The sequence below is a fragment of the Agrobacterium fabrum str. C58 genome, from assembly GCF_000092025.1.
Lineage (GTDB): Bacteria > Pseudomonadota > Alphaproteobacteria > Rhizobiales > Rhizobiaceae > Agrobacterium > Agrobacterium fabrum.
Window position 1 is genome coordinate 2,781,686 of sequence record NC_003062.2, and the last position, 26,664, is coordinate 2,808,349.

A 26,664-nucleotide genomic window follows, 5' to 3' on the forward strand; every position below is an offset into this window, starting at 1 on the left:
CATGTTGAAATTGAGACGATTTTTGGAATCGAAACCCGTTCAAACGCGGTGGTAGGGATGGCCGGAAAGGATGGTGACGGCGCGGTAGAGCTGTTCGGCAATCAGGATACGAACGATCTGATGCGGCCAGGTCAGCTTGCCGAGATTGAGAACCGCCGTCGCCTTGTCGTAAAGCGCGGAATCGAGCCCGTCTGCCCCGCCTATGGCGATCACGAGGTCACGCTTGCCGCTATCGCGCAGATCGCCAAAAAGCGAAGCGAAGGCAGGACTATCAAGGGCTTTCCCGCGCTCGTCCAGCAAGACGAGGACTGCGCCGTCAGCCAGATGTTTTTCCAGCATCGCCGCTTCTTCGCGCTTGCGGGTCTCGGCATTGGAAGCACGGCTTTCGCCCACCTCGATCACCCGGGAAAACTCCAGCCCGATCGCCGGGCCGGTCTTGGCCAGACGCTCGATATAACGGGCCGCAAGATCCTTTTCAGGGCCGGATTTCAGCCGTCCCACCGCAAAAATTGAAATCCGCATCGCAAACCTGCATTCGTCGTGACCAACAGGGTCCCGCTCTTAACAGCATAGCCTGCGGATTCCCATGCGGCCGGTCTGATTTCCGGCCAGAGACACCTTTTCCGAAGTCAGGCGTGATCTTCGGCAAACACGATGCACTCGCTCAAAGGCTCACCGCATCAATGCAGCGTTTCTTCCGGCATTTCAGGCGTCGCCCACATTTTTTCAATGTTGTAGAAGACGCGGATTTCCGGACGGAACACATGAACGATGATATCGCCGGCGTCGATAACCACCCAGTCTCCGGCCTCAAGGCCTTCGATTCGGGCGTTTCCGAACCCTTCATCCTTCATATCTTTCAGGAGATGCTCGCAAATCGCCGAGACATGCCTGTTCGATCGCCCGGAGACCACGACCATGTAGTCTGCAAGCGCCGATTTTCCGGCAATGTCGAGAGATACGATATCTTCGGCCTTGGAGTCCTCGAGGCTCGCGAGGACGGTTTCGAGGGCATGATCGGCGGCATCGTCGCCACTGTCCTGACCCTTCGGGATAGCAACAAATGCTTTTCCCTTGGTGTGTACTGTTGTCAGAGGTTTTCCCTTTCCAAGAATGACAAAACAGATACTGGCGACGCGAATCTGTGCGTCACCCCATGAAGGTGGCATCAAAGCATTAACTTTTCAAGATATGGACCCTTCAACGGCTGTCGCATACATCATTTGTGATTATTACGGAGCGCCGTCGAACTGAGCGTCGAGCGCGGACCATGGATGAAGACCCAGGCGGGCGCCTTTTTTTTCCACAAAACACCCGCATCATCCTCATCGATCCGCGCCTGGCTGAAAGCCTGCGCCATGGTGGAGGAGAGATAAGAAAGGGTGGAGCCTGGCCGATCAATCACCGCGATTGGAAAGGTCTCGGCGATCTCTCGCCATTTCTGCCAACGATGGAAGCTCTTCAGATTGTCGGCTCCCATGATCCAGATGAAGCGAACATGCGGATTTTTTGCTTTCACCTTGGCAAGCGTATTGGCCGTGTAGCTGATCCCAAGCGATTTCTCAAAAGCCGTTACCTTGATGCGCGGATCACTGACGAGCCTTTCACAGGCGGCGATACGGTCCTCAAGAGACGCCAGTTCGGAGCGGCTTTTCAGCGGATTACCCGGCGTGACCATCCACCAGAGCTGGTCGAGGCCCAGTCTGCGCAACGCGATTTCGGCGACGAGCGCATGACCGGCATGCGGCGGATTGAAGGAGCCGCCGAAAAGCCCGACGACCATGCCGCGCTCCACGTGCGGCATGGCGAGATAACGTCTGTCGAGGCGCTTATCGGCCGGCAAATATCAGGTCCGTGTCTGGCCGGTGCCATGCACACGGTATTTAAACGAGGTGAGCTGCTCGACGCCGACAGGGCCCCGCGCATGCATCTTGCCGGTGGCGATGCCAATTTCCGCGCCCATGCCGAATTCGCCGCCATCGGCAAATTGCGTCGAGGCATTGTGCAGCAGAATGGCCGAATCGAGTTCGTTGAAAAACCGCGCGACCACATCCGGGTCCTCGGCGATCACCGCCTCGGTATGATTGGACGAATAGGTGCCGATATGCTCGATCGCGCCGGAAATGCCATCCACCACGGCGACCGAAATGATCGCATCGAGATATTCGGTGCGCCAGTCCTCTTCCGTAGCGGCCTCCAGCCCCTCAACCACATTACGAACCGGCTGCGAACCACGTACTTCGCAACCCGCGTCAAGCAGGGCTTTGACGACTGGCTCGAGATGACTGGAGACGGCAGACGCATCCACCAGCAGGGTTTCGGCCGCCCCGCAAATGCCGGTGCGGCGCATCTTCGCATTCACGACGATGGCTTTTGCCATGTCGAGATCAGCGGATTTGTCGACATAGATATGGCAGATGCCTTCCAGATGCGCGAAGACCGGCACACGGGCTTCAGACTGCACCCGCGCCACCAGGCTTTTGCCGCCGCGCGGCACGATGACATCGACCGTACCTTTAAGCCCGCTGAGAAGAGCGCCGACAGCCGCGCGGTCGGTTACCGGCACGAGTTGAATGGCATTCTCCGGAAGACCGGCGATCCTCAGGCCCTGCACGAGACAGGCATGGATAGCACGCGATGAATGTTGCGAATCCGAGCCGCCGCGCAGGATCACGGCGTTGCCGGCCTTGAGGCACAGCGCGCCCGCATCCGCCGTCACATTCGGGCGGCTTTCGTAGATCACGCCGATAACGCCGAGCGGCGTGCGCACGCGCTCGATTTTCAGCCCGTTGGGGCGATCCCAGGCGGCGATGACTTCACCCACCGGATCGGCCAGCGCGGCAACCGAGCGGATGCCTTCGGCAATGCCGGCGATGCGCGCATCGTTGAGTGTCAGCCTGTCGACGAACGAAGCGGCAAGGCCGGCGCTTTCCGCAGCCGCCAGATCTTTGCGGTTGGCGGCAAGGATCGCCTCCTTCGAAGCCTCAATGGCAGATGCCATGGCAAGCAGCGCACGGTTCTTCTGGTCCGTGCCGGCGATGGACAACGGTCGCGAAGCAGCTTTCGCCTGAGCGCCGATGGTCATCATCAGCGCATCGATATCATGGCTCTGCTTCACGGCCTGTTCAGGCATGGACCTCATCCTTCTTTGCATGTTTCACTTTGACGGCAGCGCCAGTCATCACAAGGTCGTCGCGATGGATCATCGCCGCCCGTCCGACATAACCGAGGATCGTCTCGATCTCGTTGGACTTGTGGCCGATGATCAGGCGCGCTTCCTCTGCATCGTAACCCGCAAGACCGCGCGCCACTTCACGGCCTTCGACGCCGATGATGGCAATGGCATCGCCGCGTCCGAAATTGCCCTTCACCTGCCGCACACCGGCGGGAAGCAGGCTTTTCCCAGCATAAAGCGCCTTTTCGGCCCCGGCATCCACATGGATTTCGCCGGCCGGCTGCAATTGCCCGGCAATCCAGGTCTTGCGGGCCGTCACCGGCGTGCCGGAGGGTGCAAACCATGAAGACCGTGCGCCGTTTTCGATTGCCTTCAGCGGATTGAGCGTCTTGCCGGAAGCGATGATCATACCACAACCGGCAGCGGTCGCGATCTTGCCCGCATCGATCTTGGTGCGCATACCGCCGCGCGAAAGCTCGGAGGCCGCCCCACCCGCCATGGCTTCGATTTCGGGCGTGATATCGGCAATCGTCTCAAGAAATTTCGCATCGGGATCGAGATGCGGTGGGGCGGTGTAGAGCCCGTCAATATCCGACAACAGCACCAGGAGATCGGCACCCGTCATCGTGGCCACGCGCGCGGCCAGACGGTCATTGTCCCCATAACGGATTTCAGTGGTCGCCACCGTGTCGTTTTCATTGATGATCGGAATGGCGCCGATCTTCAAAAGCTGATTGATGGTGGCACGCGCGTTGAGATAACGCCGACGCTCCTCGGTATCGGATAGCGTCAATAGAATTTGACCGGCGACGATCTCATGCCGCGACAGGCTTTCCGACCATGCCCGCGCCAGCGCAATCTGGCCGACTGCCGCCGCCGCCTGGCTTTCTTCCAGCTTCAGTGCACCGGAAGGCAGGCCGAGCACGGTGCGGCCAAGCGCAATGGCGCCAGAAGACACGACCTGGACATCCGCGCCGTTTTTTTTCAGCGCCGCGATATCCTCGCAGATGGCATCCAGCCAGTCTTTCTTCAGGCCGCTTTTCCGGTCCACCAGAAGCGCCGAACCGATCTTGATGACGATCCGGTGGTGGCTCGCCAGCGGCTTGCGCGTCAGGCTCATAGGCGGTCGTCCTCTTCCTCGACCTCGCTCTCATGCGGCATCGACCGGTCTGGAAGGGCGGTGTCGCCGCCATTGCTTGCCGAAACGATGATGTCGCGAAGGGCGCGCAGTGCTTCCGTCATGCCGATATGGGCGGCAGCGGATAGCAGGAGCGGCGGACGGCCGCAGGCCTTTTCCAGTTCCTTAGCCTTTTTCTTCAGTTCTTTCTCGTCCAGCACGTCAATCTGCGACAGCGCCACGATTTCCGGCTTGTCGGTCAGCCCGCCGCCGTAAGCATCCAGCTCGGCCTTGACCGTCTTATAGGCCTTGCCGACTTTTTCTTCCTGGGCGGAGACGAGGTGCAGCAGCACACGCGTGCGCTCCACGTGGCCGAGGAAGCGGTCGCCGATGCCCACACCCTCATGCGCGCCTTCGATAAGACCGGGAATGTCGGCCAGCACGAATTCACGACCGTCGATGGTCGCAACGCCAAGGTTGGGATGCAGCGTGGTAAAGGGATAATTGGCGATCTTCGGACGCGCACGGGTCACGGTCGCCAGGAATGTGGATTTACCCGCATTCGGCAGACCAACGAGACCGGCATCAGCAATCAGCTTAAGCCGCAGCCAGATGGTTTTTTCCTCACCTGCCAGGCCCGGATTGGCATGGGTAGGCGCCTGATTGGTGGACGACTTGAAGTAGGCATTGCCGAAACCGCCATTGCCGCCGGCAGCAAGACGAAAGCGCTGACCTTCCTTCGTAAGGTCCATGATCAGCGTTTCATTGTCTTCCTCGAAAATCTGGGTACCAACAGGCACTTTCAGCACGACATCCGAACCCTTGGCACCGGTGCGGGTCTTGCCCATGCCATGCTGTCCGATAGAAGCCTTGAAATGCTGCTGGAAGCGAAAGTCGATCAGCGTGTTAAGGCCATTGACCACTTCCACCCAGACGTCGCCGCCGCGTCCGCCATCACCGCCGTCAGGGCCGCCGAACTCGATGAATTTTTCGCGCCGGAACGACACGGCGCCCGCGCCGCCATCACCGGACTTGATATAGACTTTTGCTTCATCGAGAAATTTCATCGGACTGCCGTTCTGTCGGTTTGCGGGCGCACCAACCAATCGTGCCGCGCCAAACAAAAATATCGTCGTTTCGAATACAAGCGCTTCTTCACGAGGTCAAAGACTATCGTGCGGCAAGCCCCTGCGCGGGACAAGGCCGGTTTGCTTTAAACCGGCTTCGTTTAACGCCTCGGGCCGAAAACTCTCTCTGTTTTCGGCCCGAGGCTCCTCAGTGTCAGCGGTGCGGCCGGATGAAATCCTCAGCCGTGATCACCGTATCGATATGCGCCACCATGGTGGCGCGCGCCGTGGCGTAGATCTGGTGGCAGCCGGTCACCCGGAAGCCGAGTTTTTCCTGCACACGCAACGAAGCGGGGTTATCCGCAAACACACCGGAATGCAGAGCCACTCCGGGCATGCGGCGGAAAAACCGCTCGACCACGGCGGCCACTGCCTCGGTCATGTAACCCTTGCCCCAGTAAAAGCGGTTCAGCCAGTAGCCGAGATGCCACTCGCCGTGCCGCAACTCCACCGAGACGACGCCGATCAGGGTATCGTCGCCACTGGTAATGGCGAAATCCCAGTCGGGCAGGGTACCGGATGTACGCAAGACCAGCCATTCCAGCGCATCCTGCTTGTGATAGGGCGCGGGAACGCGGGCGAGCATTCTGGTTACGGCGAAATCACCAAGCGATTCCGCGATGCTGCCGGCATCGGAAAGCCGTTGCGGGCGCAGCACCAGACGCGACGTCTCGACGACAGGGCAGGGGCCGGGCGGTGCCATGGTCGTAGCAGTCCGGCGACGGGTCAGTTCGAGCGCGCTCATCCCATGTCCCCCCAGCTCTTCAGCGAAACCCACGTCTTCCGGTCAAGCCGGTACCATTCGACGGGCACCATGCCGCCGAGCGCCAGCGAACCGACCATGCCGGAGCCCTGGAACTGGAAACCGCATTTCTGGATGACGCGGCGCGAGCCAATGTTGGTGACCCGGCAACGGGCATCGATGTGGTCGATTTCACGCGTGCGGAAGGCCATGTCGATCAGCGCATGCGCCGCTTCGGTCATGTAGCCGCGGTTCCAGTAGGGCTCCCCTAGCCAGTAACCGATTTCCAGCGTCTTTTCGTCTTCCTGGGGTTCGAGCGCGCAGCAGCCTAAAAACTCGCCATTGTCCATGCGGGTAATCGCATAGACGCACTTGCCAATCTCGCCAGCTTTGGAGCGTCGCACGAAGTCCGCGGCGTCTTTGGCCGTGTACGGGTGCGGCATACGCGATACCATGGTCGCGATATTGGCATTGTTGGCAAGATGGGCAAGGGCGTCGATGTCTTCTTCGTGAGGCTTGCGTAAAACCAGCCTCTGCGACAGTAAAACGGGGCAATCGCTCCTCGACCGATCGGGCCTCGGCCGCTCTTCGGGTGACCGTGATTGGTCAACCCTCAACAATTCAGCTTGCATGGTTCAGTCCCTCCTTGGGGGTAAAGAAAAAGGGGAGTTGGGTGGTGCCCCATCTCCCCTGTTTTCTTGACTGAACCTGATACGTCTCAGCCGGGTCGATGGGACACCGGCTGCATATGACGCTTACCGGCTTATTCTGCGGCTTCCGCTTTCGGAGCCACGGATACGAATACGCGGCCATTGGCCTTCGTACGGAAGTTCACGTTACCTGCGGTCAGTGCGAAAATCGTGTGGTCCTTGCCGATGCCAACATTGGCGCCCGGATGCCACTGCGTGCCGCGCTGACGCAGAATAATGTTGCCTGGAATGACAGCTTCGCCGCCGAACTTCTTTACGCCAAGGCGCTTGGATTCGGAATCGCGACCGTTACGCGAGGAACCGCCAGCTTTTTTGTGTGCCATTGGAGTTCTCCTTTAAACCTTGTTTCCCGTGTCGCGCCGATCAGGCAGCAACGATGTCCGTGATGCGGACGACAGTGTGATGCTGACGATGGCCGCGCGAACGCTTGGAGTTCTGACGACGACGCTTCTTGAAGGCGATGACCTTCTTGCCGCGATTGTGCTCGACAACTTCAGCCTTGACGATGGCACCCTTGACAAAGGGAGCACCAAACTGAGCGTCGGCGCCTTCGCCGATCACGAGAACTTCGGTGAATTCTACGGTTGCGCCTGCCTCTGCTTCCAGCTTTTCGATGGTCAGCACGGCGTCGGCCGCTACGCGGTACTGCTTACCGCCGGTCTTGATGACTGCGAACATTGTTTATCCTTTCATGTTCGTTCCGGCTCTGCCCGCAAATGCAAGCTGGCCGTCTTTTTATCAGTCGGAATTTGGTAGAAACCCGTTAGGACAGAAAGTCCCTTTGAATGTCTGCCGGTGAAGCCGCCTTTTAAGAGGCGGCATAAACGGAAGGCGCACTACGCCATCAATTTGGGTGCCGATTACGCGAGACGCCTGTTTATGTCAAGATGACGACGGCTTGAAAAGTAACTGTAACGCCAAGAATTTCATGCTTTTTCGGCGGGTGAAGCAGACGGGTCTCGAAATTTGCCCCGCAAGTGTTTATATGGGCCTTCCAACAAGGAGCAGAAATGGCCCGCATAGACCAGACCGACGATTGGCGGGACCGCCACGCGCCGACACTTTCCGCCTTCGAGTCGCTTGCGATTGAGGCATATGGCCACCTGCCGGAGGAATTTCGCGCGCTGACGAAGGATCTCATCATCGAGATCGCCGATTTTCCGACCGATGACGTCTTCGAAGACATGGCGCTTGAAACACCCTTCGATCTTCTCGGTCTCTTCGAAGGGCGCGGTATTTCCGAACGTTTCACCATGGAAACGGGCGAGATGATAAACCGCATCACGCTCTATCGCCGTCCCATTCTCGATTATTGGGCCGAGAACGAGGAAACGCTTGGCGATATCATCACCCACGTCCTTATCCATGAAATCGGCCACCATTTCGGCCTGTCGGATGACGACATGGAGCGGATCGAAGAAAGCGCAGACGAGGCCGCGGCGGAGCGATAGGCCCGCCGCGTTGCGTCTTATTGCTCGCCGAGCTTCATGTCCGGATGGTATTCCTTGCCTTCGACGACCTTGGTCACGGCCTGGCCGCAATGCATCACGCCGCTTGCGGCGTTGAAGGCATAGCTCGGTGAACCCGCAAGTTCCCATCCCTTGTTCAGGGCTTCGGTGACCCGGTGACAGAATTTCGCGTCGTCGGGACCGGTTATGAAACGATAGACCTTCACGTCTTTTTTGCCTTTCTTTGTGCGATGATATCGGCCATGGCGACCAGCCTTTCGGCTTGCCCCACATGCAGCCGTTCGATCATCTGACCGTTCATGTTGATGATGTTCAGTTCCACAGATTCCGGTTTTGCGAAAGCGGCAATAATCGCGCGTGCTTCCGCAAGCGTCGCCTCATCCGGACCGAAGTGCCGGTTGGCCGCTTCGATCTGGGCCGGATGGATCAGCATCTTGCCATCGAAGCCCATGGCGCGCCCCTGTTCGCATTCGGCTTCGAAAGCCTCGATGTCGCGAAAATCATTCGAGACGCTGTCAATGACATCGAGCCCGTAGGCCCGCGCGGCAAGAATCACCTGCATCATCCACGGCACGAGATAGGTGCGGCCAGGAAGGCGTGGGACATGCGTTTCCTTGCGCAGATCGTTGAGCCCGATGACGAAAGCGGCAAGCCGGGCATTCGGCGTATGGGCAGCGTCGGCAATCGAGGCAGCATTCAGGACACCAAGCGGTGTCTCGATCATCGCCCAGATTTTCAGATGCTCGGGCGCATCCGCCTCGGCGAGAAAATCGGCCACGTCATGAATATCGGAGGGCTGTTCCACCTTCGGCAATAAAACCGCATCTGGCCGGCAGGAAAGCACAAGCTGCAGATCCGCCTTTCCATCAGGTGTCGAAAGCGGATTGATGCGGATAATGGTTTCGCGTCCGTCGAAAGGCGGGCCTGAGAACAGCTTTTCCAGATTTTCCCGCGCCTTGCCCTTCATATCGGGCGCAACCGAATCCTCTAGATCGAGGATCACGCCATCACAATCGAGCTCCCGGATTTTTTCGAGTGCCCGGATATTGATGGCCGGAACTGACAGCAGGGAACGACGTGGTCTCACAGAAATATTTTCGGAAAAATTGACGATGCCGCACTTGTGTCAAGCTTTTGTGACATCTGCAAGCTGACAATCCACTGAATCCTCTTGCAAGCCGGTAGAAGAAGGCCCACATTCGTCTCGATAGAAAGGTTTGGATCATGCAAGGCATACGTTCGTTTTTCATCGCCGCATCTGGAATCGCCATTCTGGCAATGGTCGCTCTTTTCACCGCGTCGCTGACGGTAGCTTTCATCGGTGTGCTTGCGGTTTTGAGTGCCGCCCGGCTGCTTTCCGCACGTCTGAAGCCGGCCCCCATTCCGGTCAAGCCCCGTAACCAGCGCGACATGCGTGTCTGGAACGACGGCAAGGGCACGATTATCGATCTCTGAGATCGTGTAATCCAGTCAGGATGCGATAACGCCCGACGGGCGTACCGAAGAATGCGGATTTGCGCTTCTAAAGCGCCTGGTTTTGCAGTATTTCCCCAGAGGAAACATCCGGCAGGCTTTTGTCAGTGCCGGATTTTGTTCAAGGGAAACACGGGAAGCGACAGATGGAAAAATTTACCAAGCTGACGGGCGTCGCCGCGCCCATGCCGGTCGTCAATATTGACACCGACATGATCATTCCGAAAGATTATCTGAAGACCATCAAGCGCACCGGTCTCGGCAAGGGTCTTTTCGCCGAATCCCGTTATCTTGAAGACGGTTCGCCCAATCCCGATTTCGTGCTGAACAAGCCCGCCTACCAGAACGCCCAGATTCTCGTTGCCGGTGACAATTTCGGCTGCGGCTCGTCGCGCGAACATGCACCATGGGCACTGCTCGATTTCGGCATCCGTTGCGTCATCTCCACCAGCTTCGCCGACATCTTCTACAACAACTGTTTCAAGAACGGCATCCTGCCGGTTGTCGTCAGCCCCGAGAACCTCGAAAAGCTGCTGGACGACGCCTCGCGCGGCTCGAACGCCGTTCTCTCCATCGATCTGGAGCGCCAGGAAATCAGCGGTCCGGATGGTGGCACGATCACCTTCGAGATCGACGAATTCAAGCGACACTGCATGCTGAACGGTCTCGACGATATCGGCCTGACACTGGAACATGCCGGCGCCATCGACACGTTCGAAAAGGCGAACGCCTCCGTCCGTCCCTGGGCCTGATTACATTTCCGCTCTTCAAAAAAGCCGATCCCGTACCAAACCGTACCGGATCGGCTTTTGCTTTGCTTGAAAAGCCCTTGAGGCGGAGATAAGAAGCCCTCGATCCCGTCCGGCTGCGATACGACTTGGCATGCGCAGGACGGAACGAGTTTGACGCCGCGCTCGCCGCCATCGAAAACCCTTCGTGATGTTTTCCGGCGCGCCGCCCAAGGAGGGTTCTCATGACAGTCCGTTCGCTTTTCCTGCTGCCCGGTGATGGTATCGGCCCTGAAGCCATGACTGAGGTCCGCAAGCTGATCGAATATATGAACAGCGCGCACAATGCCGGCTTTACCGTTTCTGAGGGCCTCGTCGGCGGTTCCGCTTACGACGCGCATGGCGTCGCGATTTCCGATGCGGACATGGAAAAGGCGCTTGCCGCCGATGCAATCCTGTTCGGTGCCGTTGGCGGCCCGAAATGGGATGGCGTGCCGTATGAGCATCGCCCGGAAGCCGGACTCCTGCGCCTGCGCAAGGATCTCGAACTTTTCGCCAATCTGCGCCCGGCCATCTGCTATCCGGCGCTCGCTGCCGCCTCATCGCTAAAGCCGGAACTGGTCGAGGGTCTCGATATCCTCATCGTTCGCGAACTGACCGGCGGCGTTTATTTCGGTGAACCGAAGCAGATCATCGATCTGGGCAACGGCCAGAAGCGCGGTATCGACACGCAGATCTACGACACCTTCGAGATCGAGCGCATCGCCAGCGTCGCTTTCGAACTGGCCCGCAGCCGCGACAACCGCGTTTGCTCGATGGAAAAGCGCAACGTGATGAAATCGGGCGTTTTGTGGAACCAGGTCGTCACCGAAACCCACGCGGCCAAATACAAGGACGTGCAGCTAGAACATATGCTAGCCGATGCCGGCGGCATGCAGCTGGTGCGCAAGCCCAAGCAGTTCGACGTGATCGTCACCGACAACCTCTTCGGCGACATGCTGTCCGACGTGGCCGCCATGCTGACTGGCTCGCTCGGCATGCTGCCATCGGCCTCGCTCGGCGCACCTGATGCCAAGACCGGCAAGCGCAAGGCCATGTATGAGCCGGTGCACGGTTCTGCCCCTGACATCGCTGGCAAGAGCATTGCCAACCCGATCGCCATGATCGCGTCCTTCGCCATGTGCCTGCGCTACTCGTTCAACATGGTGGACGAAGCCACCAAGCTCGAGGCGGCGATCGCCAATGTATTGGACAAGGGCATCCGCACCGCCGACATCATGGCCGACGGTTGCCGTCAGGTCGGCACGTCTGACATGGGTGACGCGGTTCTCGCCGAATTCAAGGCGCTTTCGGCGTAACGCTTAAAACGGGCTGGGCAGTTGGCGCCGCCGTCTGCCCGTCCTCCTTTGGCAGAAGATGCTCGTAACGACGGTCGGTCAGCGTCTTCAGAAATGCCACGATGGCATCCACCCGCTTGTCGTCCAGCGCCGGCGCGGATGTCAGTTCCGTCATGGCAATATTCTCGGGCACCTCGGGTGCATCCCATGTCTTGCCGGTTTCCGGATTGATCTGACGGCTAGGCTTCTTGCTCTTATATTTTACGTAGAACAGCACCACCGTGCGCAAATCTTTGAAAACGCCATTGTGCATATAAGGACCGGTCACGGCGACGTTGCGCAACGTCGGCACCTTGAACTTGCCCCGCTGGGCTGGATCGCCGGCAACGGCCGGGTTTTGCGCCAGCCCGAGATCGACAGCATCCGGCTTCGAGCCGTTCACAGCCCTGACGGATGTATTGGCGGGAACACCGATGTTGAAATATTTGTGGTTGGTAAAGAGGCCGTCTTCCAGACCCTTGGCACCACGGATTTCGTGGCAGGTATTGCAATTGGTGAACTGCGTCGACGAAATCAGAACGCGGCCCAGCTCCTCCTGATCGGTCAGCTTTTCTTCGCCGCGCAGAAAGCGGTCATATTTGGAATCGAAGGTGGAAAATTCGTCCGAGCGCTCGAAGCTCGCCAGCGCCTTGGTCATCGCGGCATAGGCGCTTTCGTCGCTCGCGAACACATCCTTGCCGAACTGCGTGCCGAAAGCCGCGACGTAATCGGGGTTCTCCCTGAGCCGTTTCACGACAGCCGCCTTGTCCGGCATGCCCATTTCGACGGGATTGAGCGGTGGCCCGCCCGCCTGATCTTCCAGCAAGGAGGCGCGGCCATCCCAGAATTGCCCGCCGATATACTCTCCCGCCGCGTTCTTGCCGAAAGGCGGCGTGAACTTCGCGTAAGCAGCGGTCGGCGCGTTGCGGTCGCCAAGGGAAATCCCGTCATCGCCAAGTGATACATCCCGCCCGACCTTTTCGCTCTCCCGTGCATCGGAAAACCCGGCCGCCTGCATATGGCAGGTGGAACAGGCCATGGTGCGGTTCATCGAGAGATTGGGATCGTCGAAGAGGACCGCGCCAAGCTTTTCCAGCGTTGCATAATCTTCCCCGCCATGGGCGGCAATGCCGTCGACCCCGGTGCCCAAAGGAGCCAGCAGAATGGCTGCAGCGAGAGCGGCAGAGAGAAAAAATCCGGGTTTCATCATGGCAGGCACGCTCAACATAAAATGCGCGATAACAGCTTCGGACCGGGAAATTTGAAGCGGTTTAAGGTCCCGTCGCGCTTCACCGGATATGGGTAACCGGAGCTCACTCCGCTTTTTCATATCCCATGAAGAGACCTATAGCACTTTCCCGTGATCGGAGCCTAGAAACTTTCGCAGTTTGCTCCACTTTGCCGCAGGTCCCCCGACCGGAACCGCAAACGATCAACCGCCTTTGGCGATCGCGTGGAAGAACGTGCCCGAGACAAAACCTCTCCTGCCGCCCGATGGCCCGAGCGGACGACCCTGCCCGTCAGCCATATGAGCGAAGGGCTGATCACGGCCGGGATCGATGACCCGGGCATAATGAAACTCATGGCCGCGCAGAACGTCCCCCGCCATGCCGAGCGGGCTGTCTGCCGCAATCGTGGCCTGCCGGTAGCCCAGATTCATCTTGCGTGTCGCAAAGCTCGTGGCGTGCGACAGAAGACCAGTCATGGCATGGATCACGCCCTCTGCATCTTCCAGCCTCTCACCGAGCACCATGTACCCGCCACACTCGCCATGCACCGGCTTGGTCTCTGCAAAACGGGTAATGCCCGCCTTGAAGCCGACAGCATCGGCGAGTTTTCCGGCAAAAAGCTCGGGATACCCGCCCGGCAGCCAGCAAATATCGCAGCTCTCATCGGGCGCCTCATCGGCGAGCGGCGAAAACGGCACGATCTCCGCCCCGGCCGCACGCCAATGCCTCCTAAGATGCGGATAAAGGAAGGTGAAAGCCGCATCTTCCGCCAGCGCGATGCGCTGACCGGGCGGCGCAATCGCCGCCGCCACCGAACCGCAGGGCATATCCACCGGCGCGGCGAGCGAAAACAGGGTGTCGAGATCGATGGATTTTTCCATCGCATCCGCGAGCCGGTCTATATGGGGGTCAATCTCCGGATGTTCACTCGCTTGCACCAGCCCCAGGTGCCGCTCCGGCAAGATGAGGGAAGGATCGCGCAGAACGCAGCCGACAACGGGCAGGCCGATTTTTTCGATGGCTTCAGTGCATAGCGTCCGGTGCCTTTCGCTGCCGGCCCGGTTCAGCACCACCGCCCCCATGGTGACATCGGGATCGTAGTGGGCGAAACCATGCGCAATGGTAGCCGCCGTCTGCGACTGACCGGAGACATCCAGCACCAGCAGAACCGGAATGCGGAACAGCCGCGCCAGATCCGCCGCCGAGCCGGTGCGGTTTTCCGCCACGGGAATACCGTCGAACAGGCCCATGGCGCTTTCGATGAGAATGAGTTCCGCATCCTCGGTCTGCTGCGAAAACAGATGTCGCAGCAGGTCCGGTTGCATGGCCCAGCTGTCCAGATTGAGACCGGGTGTGCCGGTGGCGAAGGCATGAAAACCGGGATCGATGTAATCCGGCCCCGTCTTGATGCCGCGCACCTTCACCCCGCGGCGCGCAAAAGCCCGGAGCAGGCCGATGGTCACACTGGTCTTGCCGGAGCCCGAGCGCGGCGCACCGATGATGATTGCCCGCGCCGTCATGAGCCCGACACTCCAAGACGATCCCGCATCGAAACAATCTCGCCGATAATAATCAAAGCCGGCGCTTCGAAGCTCTCCCGTTTTGCATCGTCAGCTATGCTTTGCAATGTACCGATGAAAATCCGTTCTTTCGCAGTAGTTGCCGACATGATGACGGCGACCGGCGTTTTTCCCGAACGTCCACCCTGCATCAGAAGACCGGCAATAGTGCCGATATTCTTCAGCCCCATATAAACGACGATAGGTTCCTGCGTTTTCGCCAGTGCCAGCCAGTCGAGATCCTCTTCTGTGCCCGCCGCGTGGCCGGTAGCGAGCGTCACGGCGCGGCTGATGCCGCGCATGGTGGCAGGAATGCGTGCCGAAGCGAGCGCGGTAAACGACGAGGTCATGCCCGGCAATATGCGAAACGGAATGCCGGCATGGACAAGCGCCTCCGCCTCTTCGCCGCCACGCCCGAAAATAAAGGGATCGCCGCCCTTCAGTCGCAGCACCTTTTTGCCCTGCAGAGCAAAATCGATCAGCGACGCGGTAATGTCATCCTGCGTCGCGGAGGGCTTGCCGCCACGCTTGCCGGCAAAGACGACTTCCGCCTGCGGACCGAGCGCCACGACATCATCGCTCACCAGCGCATCGCGCACGATGATATCGGCCTGCGACAGCGCGAGCGCCACTTCGAGCGTCAGATACCGCACATCGCCCGGCCCCGCGCCCGCGAGCCAGACGTGGCCGGCTTCAAAGACCGGACCTTTTGCGGCGATGCTGTTCAAAATCTGCGGTATCGACATTGTTCTTGGCTGCTTTTTAACGATGACGGAAAAAGCCGTCCCGGCTATAGGAATGCATATGGAAACGGATGGAAAGACCCTTCGCCGCGGCTGGACCACGGGCACCTGCGCGGCAGCCGCCACGAAGGCGGCTTGCGCCGCCCTTCTGACCGGCGAGTTTCCTTACCCTGTCGACGTGGAACTTCCAAGCGGCGCGAGGCCGGCATTTTCCCTCGCCACCGAGGAAAAAGGTGAGAACTTCGCGCGCGCCGGCGTTGTCAAGGATGCCGGCGACGATCCAGATGTCACCCATGGCGCGCTGATCGAAAGCACGGTCAGACGGGGCGAACCGGGAAGCGGCATCACTTTCAGGGCCGGCAAGGGCGTCGGCATCATCACGAGGCCGGGCCTGCCCCTGCCACCGGGAGAACCCGCGATAAACCCCGTTCCGCGTAGGATGATCGAGACCGCCATTCGCGAAGTGGCCGGCGAGAATGCCGATTTCGAGGTCGAGATTTCCGTCCGCGACGGCGAGAAACTGGCAGAAAAAACCCTGAATGGCAGGCTTGGAATCCTCGGCGGCATTTCTATTCTCGGCACCACCGGCGTTGTCATTCCCTTTTCCTGCTCGGCCTGGATTCACTCCATCTGGCGCGGCATCGACGTGGCGCGGGCGACCGGCTGCACCCATGTTCTGGGCGCCACCGGCAATACATCCGAAAAGGCCGGCCAAGCCGTTTACGACCTGCCGGAAACCGCGCTGATCGACATGGGCGATTTCATCGGCGGCATGCTGAAATATCTGCGCAGCCACCCGGTCGAGCGGGTAACGATCGCCGGTGGCGTTGCCAAGATGACCAAGCTCGCCCAGGGCATGCTCGACGTACACTCCAAAAAGGGCCTTGCCGACCTTGAAGCATTGGCGGTATTGGCCGCCGAGGCGGGAGGGGATGACAATCTCGCCGTTGCCATCCGTCAGGCGAACATGGTCGCGCACGCCTTTCAGCTTGCCGAAAGCGTAGGAATAGACCTCGGCGCGGTCGTTGCGGAAAAAGCCTGGGTGACCGCCGCCGCGGCACTGAAGACGCCGGCGATCGCGCTCGATATTCTGGTGTTTGACCGTCAGGGTGCACTCAAGGGGCGCACCACCTCCACGCCGTCGCATCAGCCCGCACCATCCTCCTTCGGGGACCGGAACCGGCGTACATAGTCGGCGCTATAAAGCGCACTTTCGCGGAAATCCGTTGAGGCCAGACCATGCCCGACGAAGATCAGCGCCGTACGTTCCACCGGCTCGGCCACAAGCTTGCCCTCGATATCAAAAAGCGTGCCACGAATGATCCGTTCATCCGGCCAGGAGGCACGCACGACAATGGCGACCGGGCAATCGGAGCCATAAAGCGGTGTCAGTTCCTCCACCACCTTGCCGATGGCATGGATGGCGAGATGAATGGCGAGTGTCGCACCTGTCGCGCCAAAAGCCTTCAGCGTCTCACCCTCAGGCATTTTTGAAGCGCGGCCGGAAATACGGGTCAGCACTAGGCTCTGCGCCATTTCCGGCACCGTCAGCTCCCGCTGCAGGGTGGCAGCAGCGGCAGCGAAGGAGGGCACACCGGGGGTGACGGTATAATCGAGACCCAGGCGCTCCAGGCGGCGGATCTGCTCGCCCATGGCGCTCCAGATCGAAAGATCGCCGGAATGCAACCGCGCGACATCCTTACCGGCCTTGGCGGCCGCCACGAACTCCGCCTCGATCTCGTCAAGCGAAAGTGCTGCCGTATCGACAATGCGTGCACCCGGCGGGCAATAATCGATCAAGGCCTTCGGAACCAGCGAACCGGCGTAAAGGCAGACTGGGCAGGCCGCGATAAGATCGCGCCCGCGCACCGTGATGAGATCGGCGGCGCCCGGACCGGCGCCGATGAAATGAACCGTCATTCTTGTTCTCCGTATTCAATGGCGCTGCGGCTACCATGCGGCGCGTCACTCGTCATTGCGATAGCCACAGTGACGTCACCGACCACGAGGCGTGGCGCGACCAGCCTTGCGCCTGCACCAGCCGCAGCAAGTGCTGCCGCTTCGCTGACGCTTGGCGAACCTGAGTGATCGAGGCTGGCCTGTGAAAATGTCATTGTCTCGGCGGCAACCGCTTCAAGCCGTTCCTGCGCCACGATTTCAAGCGACAGAGACAGACCCTTCGCCGCCTCCGCAAGGCCGGCCTCGTCGGCCTTTAGCGGCGCAGTCGCCAGATAGTCAACCGTGACGCCAAAAGCACGCTCCGCCGCCCGCACAGCCGCAATGATCGCGTCCGAGGCGGCACCTTTGCGGCAGCCTATGCCAGCCACGGTCACCATGGCTTGACCCAGCTCCATTGTGTCACCGGCATAGCCGGACGCCAGCCGGACATGGAACCGACAGCAGCAGCCCGCGAGACCTCCAGCCGGATCATCGACCCGCCGAATTTCGCATGGGCAGCAAGCAATACCGCTTCCATTTCCAGCGTCACCGCATTGGCCACCAGCCGCCCGCCCGGTTTCAGAGCATCCATGGCGGCCTCCAGCACACCCGTCTCACTGCCGCCGCCGCCAATAAAGATCGCATCCGGTGAAGACAAGCCTTCAAAAGCCGCCGGAGCCGTGCCGATCATGACCTCAAGCCCCGGAACACCAAAAGCGTCAGCATTGCGGGCAATCCGCTCAGCCCTTTCCGGATGCTGCTCGATGGCGATGGCGCGCAGCGAAGGATGCGACAACATCCATTCGATGCCGATCGAGCCGGAGCCCGCACCAATATCCCACAGCAGTTCTCCCCGACGGGAGGCGAGTGACGAAAGCGTCACCGCGCGGATTTCGCGCTTGGTGATCTGCCCGTCATGTTCAAACAGGCCGTCATCAAGCCCGTGAGCAAAAGGCAGGAGGCGCGCACCCTCATCCGCCACGACCTCGATCGCGACGACATTGAGCGGATCAGTATCTTCAAAGCCAAAATCAGCAGCCCGGATTTGCCGTCGCTTTTCCCGGTCTCCGCCCAATGCTTCAAGCAGGATGAATTCCGAACGGCCGAAGCCGGCATCGGACAGCAGCCGCGCAATCAAGGCTGGGTCGCGCTCATCAGACGTCAGCGCGATGATCCGCGCGCCATGATGCAGATGTGGCCGCAACAGATCGATTGAGCGCCCATGCAGCGAAACGCATTCGGCCGATTGCAGGGCCCAGCCAAGCCGCGAGGCGGCCAGCGAAAAGGCGGAAGGCGAGGGATAACAAGCCGTTTCCTCCGCCGGAATCCGCCGCAGAAGCGTGACCCCCGCACCATAGAAGAACGGATCGCCCGATGCCAGCACACACACCAGGCGGCCGCGCAATGCGAGAACATCGTTCATGTCCACATCAAACGGCACCGGCCAGGCCCGCGCTTCGCCGCGAATGGCCCCAGCCGCCAGTTCCAGATGGCGTTTGCCGCCGAAAACCACCTCGGCTGCCTCTATCGCCTGACGCGCATTTTCACCCAGCCCCTGAAGCCCGTCCTCGCCTATACCGACAATGGACAGCCACGGCTTTTCGTTCTTTTCAGTGGAAGCCTTTGCCGTTCCGGAATATTCAGATGTCATGACACGCTCCATACTCATCCTTGGCGGCACGGCGGATGCCCGCATTCTGGCCGGCCGGCTGGCGGAAGACTCCGGCTACCGAATTCTGCTGTCCATGGCCGGGCGCACGCTCTCGCCGGTGGAACAGCCCGTGCCGATGCGCAGCGGCGGGTTTGGTGGCGCGGCAGGACTGGCGGATTTCATTCGCGCAGAGGGTTTCGATATTCTCGTGGACGCCACTCATCCCTATGCGGCCAGAATTTCCGCCAATGCCGTCGAGGCGGCAAGGCTTGCCAATATACCACTGGTCGTGCTCTCGCGTCCCGTCTGGCCGCGTCAGCCGGGTGACACATGGCAGAGCGTCCACACCGTCGGACAGGCCGTCACCGCGCTGGGCACTACGGGCAAACGTGTGTTTCTGGCGCTTGGCCGTCAGGAGCTTCTTCCTTTCGAAGCAGCACCTCAGCACAGTTATCTCATCCGCAGCGTCGACCCGGTGGAACCGCCGCTGAGGGCCCCGGATGCGCGCTATATCACCGCGCGTGGTCCTTTCGTAACGGAAGATGAAATCCGCATGCTGGAGGAAAACCGCATCGAGGTGGTGATATCGAAAAACTCGGGCGGCAGCGCCAGTTACGGCAAGATCGAAGCAGCGAGACGGCTCGGCCTGCCGGTCATCATGATCGAACGGCCGCAACAATTGAACGATACGCCCGCGAATAATGTGACCGTGCCGGATATCGCCACTGCGCTCACCGCCATACGCCATCAGCTTTCCCTTTTCGAAAACCGTGGCGAATAAACGATCGGTTCCTTGCCGGAACGCGCGATCAGGCGGGTTTCCACCGAGCCGACGATGATGCAGGTGGCCATGTCGGCCATGTCGCTCGACGCCTCCGACAGGGGCACCACCCGAATACGTTCATCAACCCGGCCTGCGGCGCGGCCGAATATCACCGGTACCGAGCCGGGCAAATGTTTGCGCAACAGGTCGAAGGCGGTAGAAAGCTGGTGCGGCCGCGCCTTGCTAACAGGATTGTAGAAAGCCATCACGAATCCGGCTTCGGCCGCTGCAATCAGCCGTTTTTCGATAATGCCCCAGGGCTTGAGGTTATCTGAAAGCGAAATGGCGCAGAAATCATGGCCGAGTGGCGCACCGGCCTTTGCAGCGACGGCGAGCATGGCGGTCACACCAGGCACGACGGAAAAGTCGATGTCACGCCATTCGAGAGGGCCGTTTTCAATCGCCTCGCAAATCGCCGCCGCCATGGCGAAAACACCGGGATCACCGCCTGACACCACGCAGACGTTGCCGCCTTCGGCCGCAAGCGTGAGCGCCTGTTCGGCGCGGGAGATTTCCTCACGATTGTCGGAAGCATGACGCCGCTGGTGAGGCCCAAGCGAAAGGCGGTCGAGATAGGGGATGTAACCGAAAAAATCTTCCGATGACTCGACAGCGGCCAGCGCCTCAGGCGTCACCTGATTTCCGTTGCCGGGACCAAGGCCGATAACAACGAGTTTGCCGGTCATGACCCTTCGCTCCCTGCTGGCCTGGTTTTCCAGCCTGGTACCAGAACCAGCGAAAAATAGGGCGCGGGCGAGGCATCACGCTCGATGAGCCGCACCGCGTGGCTGTTCGCCATGGTGCCGCGCTCGACATACAGCGCCTCTTCGAGCTTGCCGGCCACTTCCAGCGCGCGGCGGATTTTCGGCAGATTGCGGCCGACCTTCATGATCACGGCGCCATCCGTGCCGGAAAGTCGCTCCGCGAGCACCTCTTCTGCCAGCGTGCCGGGAAGCACGCTCAGAATATCGTCGCCCTGCACGAGCGGCAGGCCGGCCATGGACCAGCAACCGGACATGGCGGTGATGCCGGCAACGACTTCCGCCTCATAGGACGGCGCAAGCCGCAGATGGAGATGCATATAGGAGCCGTAAAACAGCGGATCGCCTTCAGAGAGCACGGCCACATTGCGCCCGGCATCGAGATGCACGGCAATATCCTTCGCGGACTGATCAAAGAACGCGGCAATCGCGCCGCGATAATCTTCGCCGTTCTTGTCGCTTTCGACAGTGACGGGATAGACCAGCGGCATTTCAAGCGTGCCGGGTCGAATAAAGGCTTCGACAATGCCACGGCCATTGCCGGCGCTGCCCTTCTTGCAGAAAAAGGCGAGAACATCGGCATTTTCGATGGCGCGCACGGCTTTCAGCGTCAGCAGCTCAGGATCACCCGGACCAGTGCCGACGCCGACAAGCTTACCCTTGGCATGTTCAAAAAGCGCAGCACTCACAGGCCCGCCCTCGCAACCGCGTTGATGGCGGCGGCCGTCATGGCCGAGCCGCCCAAACGTCCCTTGACGATAGCATAGGGAATGCCAAGCGCACTTGCCTCCAGCGCATCTTTCGATTCCGCCGCACCGACAAAACCAACCGGCATACCGATGATGGCAGCCGGACGCGGGCCGCCTTTTTCCAGCATTTCCAGAAGATAAAACAAAGCCGTTGGCGCGTTGCCTATAGCGACCAAGGCACCGTCGAGATAATCCGCCCAGAGATCGAGCGCAGCAGCCGAGCGGGTGTTGCCGATGTTTTTCGCAAGCTCCGGCGTGCGTGGATCGCGAAGCGTGCAGATGACAGCATTATCAGCCGGAAGTCTTGCATGCGTCACGCCATGGGCAACCATTTGCGCATCACACAGAACGGGTTTGCCGGCGAGCAAGGCGCCCCGCGCGGCCGAAACGAAATCCGGCGAAAAGCGGAAATGGCCTGCCGCCTCCACCTGCCCGCAGGCATGGATCATGCGAATGGCGATATCCGCCTGCTCTTCGGTAAAGGCGGATAAATCCGCTTCCTCGCGAATAATGGCGAAAGAGCGCTCATAGATCGCATTGCCATCGCGAATATAATCATAGTCGGTCATTGGTTATCCTGTCGAAGCGCCGCACCGATTTCCTCCCGGCCCAGACGGGCAAAAAAGATGGCGGCGTTTTCACCGGGCTTATGTTCTTTTTCGTAAAGACGGGCAAGCCGCGAAAGCGCGGTCTGCTGTTGCTCGAAAGGCAAAATCCCGGCTGGCGGGTCACCGGCGCGGCCGGAAATCGAGAATGCCAGGCCATCCGAAGTACCCGCGAGAGTGAAGAGCGAAGGGGCGGGATGTGCACAGCCCTTGCCGCAGCCGGAAACATGCAGCGTGAAGGAACCGTCCAGCAACGCGGCACATTCTTCGGCAGCAAAAGCCGCCAGGTCGTGCGTGTGAAGAAAAGCCGAGGCACAGCCCGGCGCGCCGGAACAGACCGCGATGGAGGACCGCGCATCGCCTGCCGTCGTGACGAAGCCGGATGCCACCGCAGCCTCACGCAAAGCCTCACAGGCCGACGACGATCCAAAAAATAGCAGGCTATGGTTTAGCGATGGCCGCAGGGCATCGATACCGAACGTGTCAGCCCGCTCGCAGAGATGCGCCAAGTCGGCACTTCGAATCTGCCCGAAAGCAGGCGCGACACCAACGGCGAAGCGGCTCTCTCCCGTCATCATCAAACCCAGGGGCAACGAAGGGGTCCGGGCTTCGCCCCCGCTTCCCCAACCCAGCAGACGCTCACCGCAAATCGCCGTCACCGTTTGCTGATCCACATCGCGGCCGCGGGCAAACGGTCCCTTTTCAGCCAGAAAAACAAGAAGTGACAGAACCACACCGGCCGCCGCAACCGGCTCAACCAGCCCCGCCTTCAACGCCTTGCTTTCCGGCCCGCCAACAAGCAGTTGCCAGAAAGTCCGACCTTCCAGCCGGATTGCTTTCAGACGAATATCGGCCAGCAAATCGCCCATTGCGAGGCGTCCGCCGCCATCGATGACAACAGAAGTTTTGGCCGCGAGTTTGTCATGCAGCGCCAGGGCGCCAGCGCCTTTTCTAATCTCCTCGGCGAGAAAACGGCCATCCGCGATTTCCGCATCATCCCGGCCGGCAAGCGGCGAAGTCTCGACCGCAAGCCCTTCGCGTAGTGGCAGATCAAGCGCCAGAACATCTTTTGCGAGGGCGCAGGCGCTTTCCGGCGTCAGGCCGCGAAATTGCAGGCTGCCGCGCGCCGTAATGTCGATCAACCCATTGCCGTGGCGCTCGGCGAGGCCGCAAAGCGTCACCATCACATGGGGCGAAATATCCGCCTCGAAAGCAACCCGCGACAAAAAACCGTCGCCGGTTTGCATGGGGGCGGACAAGGCCGGGCACAGACCACGGCGGCCAAATGGCTGAACGGGATCGGCAACAGCAGCCATCATGCACCTACCCTTTCGGATCGGGGCAGGATCAGCATTTCCAGCTCCGCATCCACCGCATTGCGGCGGCTGTGCCACAAGCCACGGCGGCGGGCGGATAAAAAGCGCGCGGCCATCACCTCTGCCGCCTTCGGATTTTCCCGCAGGATGAAATCGCGGACTTCCTCATTGCCGAAATAGGCATCGTAAAGCGCCTCGATCAGCGAGGAGGATACCACATGGGTGGTTTCGGCAAAGCCGACCAGCCGGTCCACCGTTTCTGCAAATTCCGCCGCCCCGCGTGGGCCGTGCCGCATCTGGCCGGCAATGAAACGCGGATTGACGGCGCGGGCGCGCACCACCCGCGTCAGCGCCTGTGTCATCGATCTGGCCCGCGGACGTGCCGGATCGGTCGTATCCAGCGCGACGATATCGGCGATGCCGCCAAGTACGGCCTTCGCAGCGGAGAAACCGCCGATAAAGGCGACGTCGGAAGAGCCGTCGAGAAGATCGCGACCGGGATCGTCGCCGGTATGAACCAGAAGATCAGCCCGGCGCACCAGTTCCGTAAAGCCGGCATCCTCGAAAATCTCGAGCCCATCGGCGCCGCCAAAGGCATGGTTCGCTGCATCGAGATAGGCCTGCCCCAGCTCCTCGCGTTCGTCCCAGGTGCCGCTGGCGAGCTTTTCCTCGATACCGGCGCCATAGGTGCCGGGCGCAGAACCGAAGATGCGCGCAGGAATATGCCCAAGCGCTGCCGCCTCTTCCGCCAGCGGATTGTCGCCCGGCGCTTCGTCCCGCCGCGCAACCGCCTTGGCGGCCGCATCGAGAAGCGCGATGAGCGCCGGAAACATGTCGCGGAAAAGGCCGGAAATGCGAAACGTCACATCGACCCGCGGGCGGCCGAGGCTCGCCGGTGGCAGAACCTCGATGCCGGTGACCCGGCCCGTGGCAGGATCATGGATTGGCCTTGCCCCCATCAGATGCAGCGCCTGCGCCACATCCTCGCCGCCGTTGCGAAGGCTGGCACTGCCCCAGAGATCGAACACCAGATGTTTCGGCCAATCACCATGGGACTGCAGATGATGGCGAAGCACTTCCTCGCCCGCCATGCGGCCCAGATCGAAAGCTGTCGGCGTCGGCATGGTACGGGGATCGGCAGCATAAAGGTTGCGGCCGGTGGGCAGCACGTCGAGACGCCCTCGCGCAGGTGCACCGGAAGGACCGGGGGCGATGTGCCGGCCATCGAGCGCCGCAAGCAGCGCGGCTTTCTCGGCCTTCGCGCTCTGAAGACGGAGAGGATCGGCCTCGCCTTCGGGGGAACGACCGAAAACATGCTGACCGTCCTTGATGGCAAAATCCTTGAGGTCGCAGAGAAAGGCATCAATGCGTGAAAGGGCCGCATCGGCATCATCCTTCGCGCCAACGCCCGCCTCGGCCGCCAGCCCGGTTTCCAGCGCCTTTTCAACGATCAGCTTCGCCAGCCGGTCACGGCGGCGACGATCAAGGCCATCCGCCTGCGCATATTCATCGACCAGCTGTTCCAGCGCCAACTGTTCCGGCGAAAGCCCGGCATTGACAAGCACCGGTGGCACATGGCCGATGGTAACCGCCGCGATGCGCCGCTTGGCAACCGCCGCCTCACCGGGGTTGGAGACGATGAATGGATAGACCACCGGCAGCGGGCCGGTGACGATTTCCGGGAAACAATCGCGGGAAAGCGCAACCGTCTTGCCCGGCAACCATTCCAGCGTGCCATGCGCGCCCACATGCACGATGGCATGCGTCGCCACAACACTTTGCATCCATGCGCCGAAGGCGACGAGCGCGTGGCGTGGCGGCAGGGCAGGGTCGTGATAATCCACCCGCCGATCCTCGTTCCGCCCCCGATCCGGCGCGAGCGCGACGAAGACCTGGCCGAAGCGGGCAACGCGAAAATGGAAAGCGCCATCGGCAAAAGCGTCGTCCTGTTCCGCAGCTCCCCACGTCGCATTCATCGAGCTGGAGGCGGTCTCAGTCAAACCTGCAAAAAAATCCCGATAGGTGGAAAGATCGACGGTCGCTTCCTGGCTCTCGATACGATCGAGCAGCGCCCGCGCCGTTTCAGGAATATCCTCCACCGCATAACCGGCCTCGGCGAGATCGCGCAGCATTTCGAGCACGCTTTGCGGCACATCGAGACCAACGGCATAACCGGTGCGCCCCGGCGCGGCACCGGGATAATCCGGCATCAGAATGACGATGCGGCGATCCCGCGGTGGCGCAGATTTCAGTCGCAGAAAGGCCGCGATGCGGTTCGCCACCTGCTCGATACGATCCGCCTCCGGCACATTCACAAGACTGACACCGCCATCTGTCCGCGCCTGTTTGAACGAAATCGCCCCGGTGAGAATCCGCCCGTCCAGTTCAGGCAAGACGACATGCATGGCAAGATCGGACGGATTGAGGCCGCGCGCGTTTTCCACCCAGCCGACGCGCCGGGTGGTCGCCATCACCGCCTGGAAAACCGGAACGCCGAGACGGTCGAACAACGTCTCGCCCCTATCATCCGTATGGCTGGCAAAGGCCGTAGCGGCGATGATGGCGGCGGGCTGGAGAGCGGGCAGCACCGTTTCAAGAAAACGGATCGCTTCCCCATCCTTCAACCCGCTGACGAAAATCGGCAGGGGTGCAAACCCGCGCGCAGAGAGCGCCTGAAACAGCGCATCGACGGGTGCAGCATCTTCCGCCAGAAGCATGGAGCGGTAAAAGAGGATGGGCAGAACGGACGCACCGGCAGGGAACCCGGCACAAGCCTCGTCCTGCCCAACGACACCCAGATCCGGCCGATAGAAGCCGGCTTTCGGCAGGGGGTCAGCCTTTATATCCGGCCATTCTCCACCGCCCGCCAGAACAGAAAGGCCAGCGGCAAGGCGGCCCATATTCTCCCTTCCACCTTCGCGGAAGAAGGAGAGAACGGAGGCCAGCATCGGCTTATCGACAGTTGAGGCCGCCTCGAGCTTTTCATCCCTTTCACTGCACTCCCCCGGCAAAAGCAGAAGCTTGATGCCCCGCCTGCGCGCCAGAATAGCCAGCTGATCGACCCCATAGCGCCAGCGCTCCGCGCCTCCGAGAATCCGGATAAGAATAACGCGGGCATGTTCCGCCGTTTTTTCGATCCAGAGATCGACCGACATCGGGTGCCGAAGTTCGGAGAGGTTCGCGGCAGAGAGGGAGGGGAGGGTCTCTCCCGCCTTTCCCCACGCCCGCTCAAGCCCGGCAAGATCGCTTGCCGAAAAAGACAGCACCACCACATCCGAACGCGGCTGGTTGAGATCAACCGGCTCGATCAGGTCGTCCAGAGACGAGGATGTGGTGGCGAGAATATGCATCTAAAGCATTTCCAGTAAAAGTG

Annotated in this window: 29 protein-coding genes; 6 read left to right on the plus strand and 23 right to left on the minus strand. The window is 60.5% G+C overall.

What is annotated here, in order from left to right; genetic code table 11:
• Positions 1-39: 39 nt before the first annotated feature.
• The 10 genes from rlmH to rplU all read right to left on the minus strand — a co-directional run bounded on the left by rlmH (position 40) and on the right by rplU (position 7,549).
• Positions 40-522: a 23S rRNA (pseudouridine(1915)-N(3))-methyltransferase RlmH gene (rlmH, locus tag ATU_RS13515; RefSeq protein WP_010972558.1), complete on the minus strand. Its 483-nt coding sequence runs from the start codon at positions 520-522 to the stop codon at positions 40-42.
• Positions 523-680: 158 nt separating this feature from the next.
• Positions 681-1,169, minus strand: coding sequence for a ribosome silencing factor (rsfS, locus tag ATU_RS13520; protein WP_010972559.1), 489 nt, complete (start codon positions 1,167-1,169; stop codon positions 681-683).
• A gap of 50 nt (positions 1,170-1,219) precedes the next feature.
• A complete protein-coding gene (locus ATU_RS13525; RefSeq protein WP_010972560.1) occupies positions 1,220-1,804 on the minus strand; it encodes a nicotinate-nucleotide adenylyltransferase in 585 nt (194 codons plus the stop codon).
• 42 nt (positions 1,805-1,846) lie between these two features.
• Positions 1,847-3,133 carry a glutamate-5-semialdehyde dehydrogenase gene (locus ATU_RS13530; RefSeq protein WP_035258038.1) on the minus strand — a complete coding sequence of 429 codons (1,287 nt, stop codon included), beginning with the start codon at positions 3,131-3,133 and terminating at the stop codon, positions 1,847-1,849.
• On the minus strand, positions 3,126-4,295 hold the full coding sequence (gene proB, locus ATU_RS13535; RefSeq protein WP_010972562.1) for a glutamate 5-kinase: 1,170 nt from the start codon (positions 4,293-4,295) through the stop codon (positions 3,126-3,128). The genes ATU_RS13530 and proB overlap by 8 nt, the downstream gene beginning before the upstream one ends.
• Positions 4,292-5,359 (minus strand): GTPase ObgE, encoded by a 1,068-nt coding sequence (obgE, locus tag ATU_RS13540; RefSeq protein WP_006310970.1) that lies wholly within the window; start codon positions 5,357-5,359, stop codon positions 4,292-4,294. The genes proB and obgE overlap by 4 nt, the downstream gene beginning before the upstream one ends.
• Positions 5,360-5,573: 214 nt before the next feature.
• A complete protein-coding gene (locus tag ATU_RS13545) occupies positions 5,574-6,164 on the minus strand; it encodes a GNAT family N-acetyltransferase (protein WP_010972563.1) in 591 nt (196 codons plus the stop codon).
• Positions 6,161-6,793, minus strand: coding sequence for a GNAT family N-acetyltransferase (locus tag ATU_RS13550; RefSeq protein ID WP_006310979.1), 633 nt, complete (start codon positions 6,791-6,793; stop codon positions 6,161-6,163). Before ATU_RS13550 ends, ATU_RS13545 begins: the two co-directional genes overlap by 4 nt.
• 131 nt (positions 6,794-6,924) lie before the next feature.
• On the minus strand, positions 6,925-7,194 hold the full coding sequence (gene rpmA, locus ATU_RS13555; RefSeq protein ID WP_003492686.1) for a 50S ribosomal protein L27: 270 nt from the start codon (positions 7,192-7,194) through the stop codon (positions 6,925-6,927).
• A 40-nt stretch (positions 7,195-7,234) separates the two neighbouring features.
• Complete coding sequence (rplU, locus tag ATU_RS13560) at positions 7,235-7,549, minus strand: 50S ribosomal protein L21 (protein WP_003516451.1); 315 nt, start codon at positions 7,547-7,549, stop codon at positions 7,235-7,237.
• 332 nt (positions 7,550-7,881) lie between these two features.
• On the opposite strand from rplU, the gene ATU_RS13565 reads away from it, so the two are divergent.
• Entirely contained in the window at positions 7,882-8,322 is a 441-nt protein-coding gene (locus ATU_RS13565) for a metallopeptidase family protein (protein WP_006310993.1), read from the plus strand.
• A 17-nt stretch (positions 8,323-8,339) separates the two neighbouring features.
• On the opposite strand, the gene ATU_RS13570 is transcribed toward ATU_RS13565, so the two are convergent.
• Together ATU_RS13570 and ATU_RS13575 are read right to left on the minus strand one after the other, a co-directional pair.
• Positions 8,340-8,546, minus strand: coding sequence for a DUF1737 domain-containing protein (locus tag ATU_RS13570; RefSeq protein WP_003505258.1), 207 nt, complete (start codon positions 8,544-8,546; stop codon positions 8,340-8,342).
• Entirely contained in the window at positions 8,543-9,454 is a 912-nt protein-coding gene (locus tag ATU_RS13575) for an HpcH/HpaI aldolase/citrate lyase family protein (RefSeq protein WP_035258043.1), read from the minus strand. The genes ATU_RS13570 and ATU_RS13575 overlap by 4 nt, the downstream gene beginning before the upstream one ends.
• Positions 9,455-9,564: 110 nt before the next feature.
• Here ATU_RS13575 and ATU_RS13580 point away from each other — a divergent pair, with 110 nt between their 5' ends.
• From ATU_RS13580 to leuB, 3 genes are all read left to right on the plus strand, one after another.
• A complete protein-coding gene (locus ATU_RS13580) occupies positions 9,565-9,795 on the plus strand; it encodes a hypothetical protein (protein WP_006310995.1) in 231 nt (76 codons plus the stop codon).
• 164 nt (positions 9,796-9,959) lie between these two features.
• On the plus strand, positions 9,960-10,565 hold the full coding sequence (gene leuD, locus ATU_RS13585; RefSeq protein WP_010972565.1) for a 3-isopropylmalate dehydratase small subunit: 606 nt from the start codon (positions 9,960-9,962) through the stop codon (positions 10,563-10,565).
• 221 nt (positions 10,566-10,786) lie between these two features.
• Positions 10,787-11,899, plus strand: coding sequence for a 3-isopropylmalate dehydrogenase (gene leuB, locus ATU_RS13590; RefSeq protein ID WP_010972566.1), 1,113 nt, complete (start codon positions 10,787-10,789; stop codon positions 11,897-11,899).
• Here the strand turns inward: leuB and ATU_RS13595 are convergent.
• From ATU_RS13595 to cobA, 3 genes are all read right to left on the minus strand, one after another.
• The gene (locus ATU_RS13595; RefSeq protein ID WP_035258093.1) at positions 11,880-13,127 is read right to left on the minus strand and encodes a cytochrome-c peroxidase; all 1,248 of its coding nucleotides are present in this window, start codon (positions 13,125-13,127) and stop codon (positions 11,880-11,882) included. The genes leuB and ATU_RS13595 overlap by 20 nt on opposite strands.
• 222 nt (positions 13,128-13,349) lie before the next feature.
• Entirely contained in the window at positions 13,350-14,666 is a 1,317-nt protein-coding gene (locus ATU_RS13600; RefSeq protein ID WP_010972568.1) for a cobyrinic acid a,c-diamide synthase CobB, read from the minus strand.
• A complete protein-coding gene (cobA, locus tag ATU_RS13605; protein WP_010972569.1) occupies positions 14,663-15,451 on the minus strand; it encodes a uroporphyrinogen-III C-methyltransferase in 789 nt (262 codons plus the stop codon). The genes ATU_RS13600 and cobA overlap by 4 nt, the downstream gene beginning before the upstream one ends.
• 58 nt (positions 15,452-15,509) lie before the next feature.
• On the opposite strand from cobA, the gene ATU_RS13610 reads away from it, so the two are divergent.
• Positions 15,510-16,640, plus strand: a complete 1,131-nt coding sequence (locus tag ATU_RS13610) for a cobalt-precorrin-5B (C(1))-methyltransferase (protein ID WP_035258096.1) — start codon at positions 15,510-15,512, stop codon at positions 16,638-16,640.
• Here the strand turns inward: ATU_RS13610 and cobM are convergent.
• The 3 genes from cobM to ATU_RS13625 are packed head-to-tail and all read right to left on the minus strand — an operon-like array spanning position 16,595 to position 19,037.
• The gene (gene cobM / locus ATU_RS13615; RefSeq protein WP_010972571.1) at positions 16,595-17,368 is read right to left on the minus strand and encodes a precorrin-4 C(11)-methyltransferase; all 774 of its coding nucleotides are present in this window, start codon (positions 17,366-17,368) and stop codon (positions 16,595-16,597) included. The two genes, ATU_RS13610 and cobM, sit on opposite strands and share 46 nt — an antisense overlap.
• The gene (locus ATU_RS13620; RefSeq protein WP_035258046.1) at positions 17,365-17,784 is read right to left on the minus strand and encodes a cobalamin biosynthesis protein; all 420 of its coding nucleotides are present in this window, start codon (positions 17,782-17,784) and stop codon (positions 17,365-17,367) included. The genes cobM and ATU_RS13620 overlap by 4 nt, the downstream gene beginning before the upstream one ends.
• Entirely contained in the window at positions 17,778-19,037 is a 1,260-nt protein-coding gene (locus tag ATU_RS13625; RefSeq protein WP_010972573.1) for a bifunctional cobalt-precorrin-7 (C(5))-methyltransferase/cobalt-precorrin-6B (C(15))-methyltransferase, read from the minus strand. Before ATU_RS13625 ends, ATU_RS13620 begins: the two co-directional genes overlap by 7 nt.
• Here ATU_RS13625 and ATU_RS13630 point away from each other — a divergent pair.
• Complete coding sequence (locus ATU_RS13630; RefSeq protein ID WP_006311006.1) at positions 19,036-19,818, plus strand: cobalt-precorrin-6A reductase; 783 nt, start codon at positions 19,036-19,038, stop codon at positions 19,816-19,818. The two genes, ATU_RS13625 and ATU_RS13630, sit on opposite strands and share 2 nt — an antisense overlap.
• Here ATU_RS13630 and ATU_RS13635 read toward each other — a convergent pair.
• The 5 genes from ATU_RS13635 to cobN are packed head-to-tail and all read right to left on the minus strand — an operon-like array spanning position 19,785 to position 26,641.
• On the minus strand, positions 19,785-20,546 hold the full coding sequence (locus tag ATU_RS13635) for a precorrin-3B C(17)-methyltransferase (protein ID WP_006311008.1): 762 nt from the start codon (positions 20,544-20,546) through the stop codon (positions 19,785-19,787). The two genes, ATU_RS13630 and ATU_RS13635, sit on opposite strands and share 34 nt — an antisense overlap.
• Positions 20,543-21,310: a precorrin-2 C(20)-methyltransferase gene (locus ATU_RS13640; RefSeq protein ID WP_010972574.1), complete on the minus strand. Its 768-nt coding sequence runs from the start codon at positions 21,308-21,310 to the stop codon at positions 20,543-20,545. The genes ATU_RS13635 and ATU_RS13640 overlap by 4 nt, the downstream gene beginning before the upstream one ends.
• Positions 21,307-21,939 carry a precorrin-8X methylmutase gene (locus ATU_RS13645; protein WP_010972575.1) on the minus strand — a complete coding sequence of 211 codons (633 nt, stop codon included), beginning with the start codon at positions 21,937-21,939 and terminating at the stop codon, positions 21,307-21,309. Before ATU_RS13645 ends, ATU_RS13640 begins: the two co-directional genes overlap by 4 nt.
• Complete coding sequence (gene cobG, locus ATU_RS13650) at positions 21,936-23,291, minus strand: precorrin-3B synthase (protein WP_010972576.1); 1,356 nt, start codon at positions 23,289-23,291, stop codon at positions 21,936-21,938. Before cobG ends, ATU_RS13645 begins: the two co-directional genes overlap by 4 nt.
• Complete coding sequence (gene cobN, locus ATU_RS13655; RefSeq protein ID WP_010972577.1) at positions 23,291-26,641, minus strand: cobaltochelatase subunit CobN; 3,351 nt, start codon at positions 26,639-26,641, stop codon at positions 23,291-23,293. The genes cobG and cobN overlap by 1 nt, the downstream gene beginning before the upstream one ends.
• Positions 26,642-26,664: the final 23 nt, after the last annotated feature.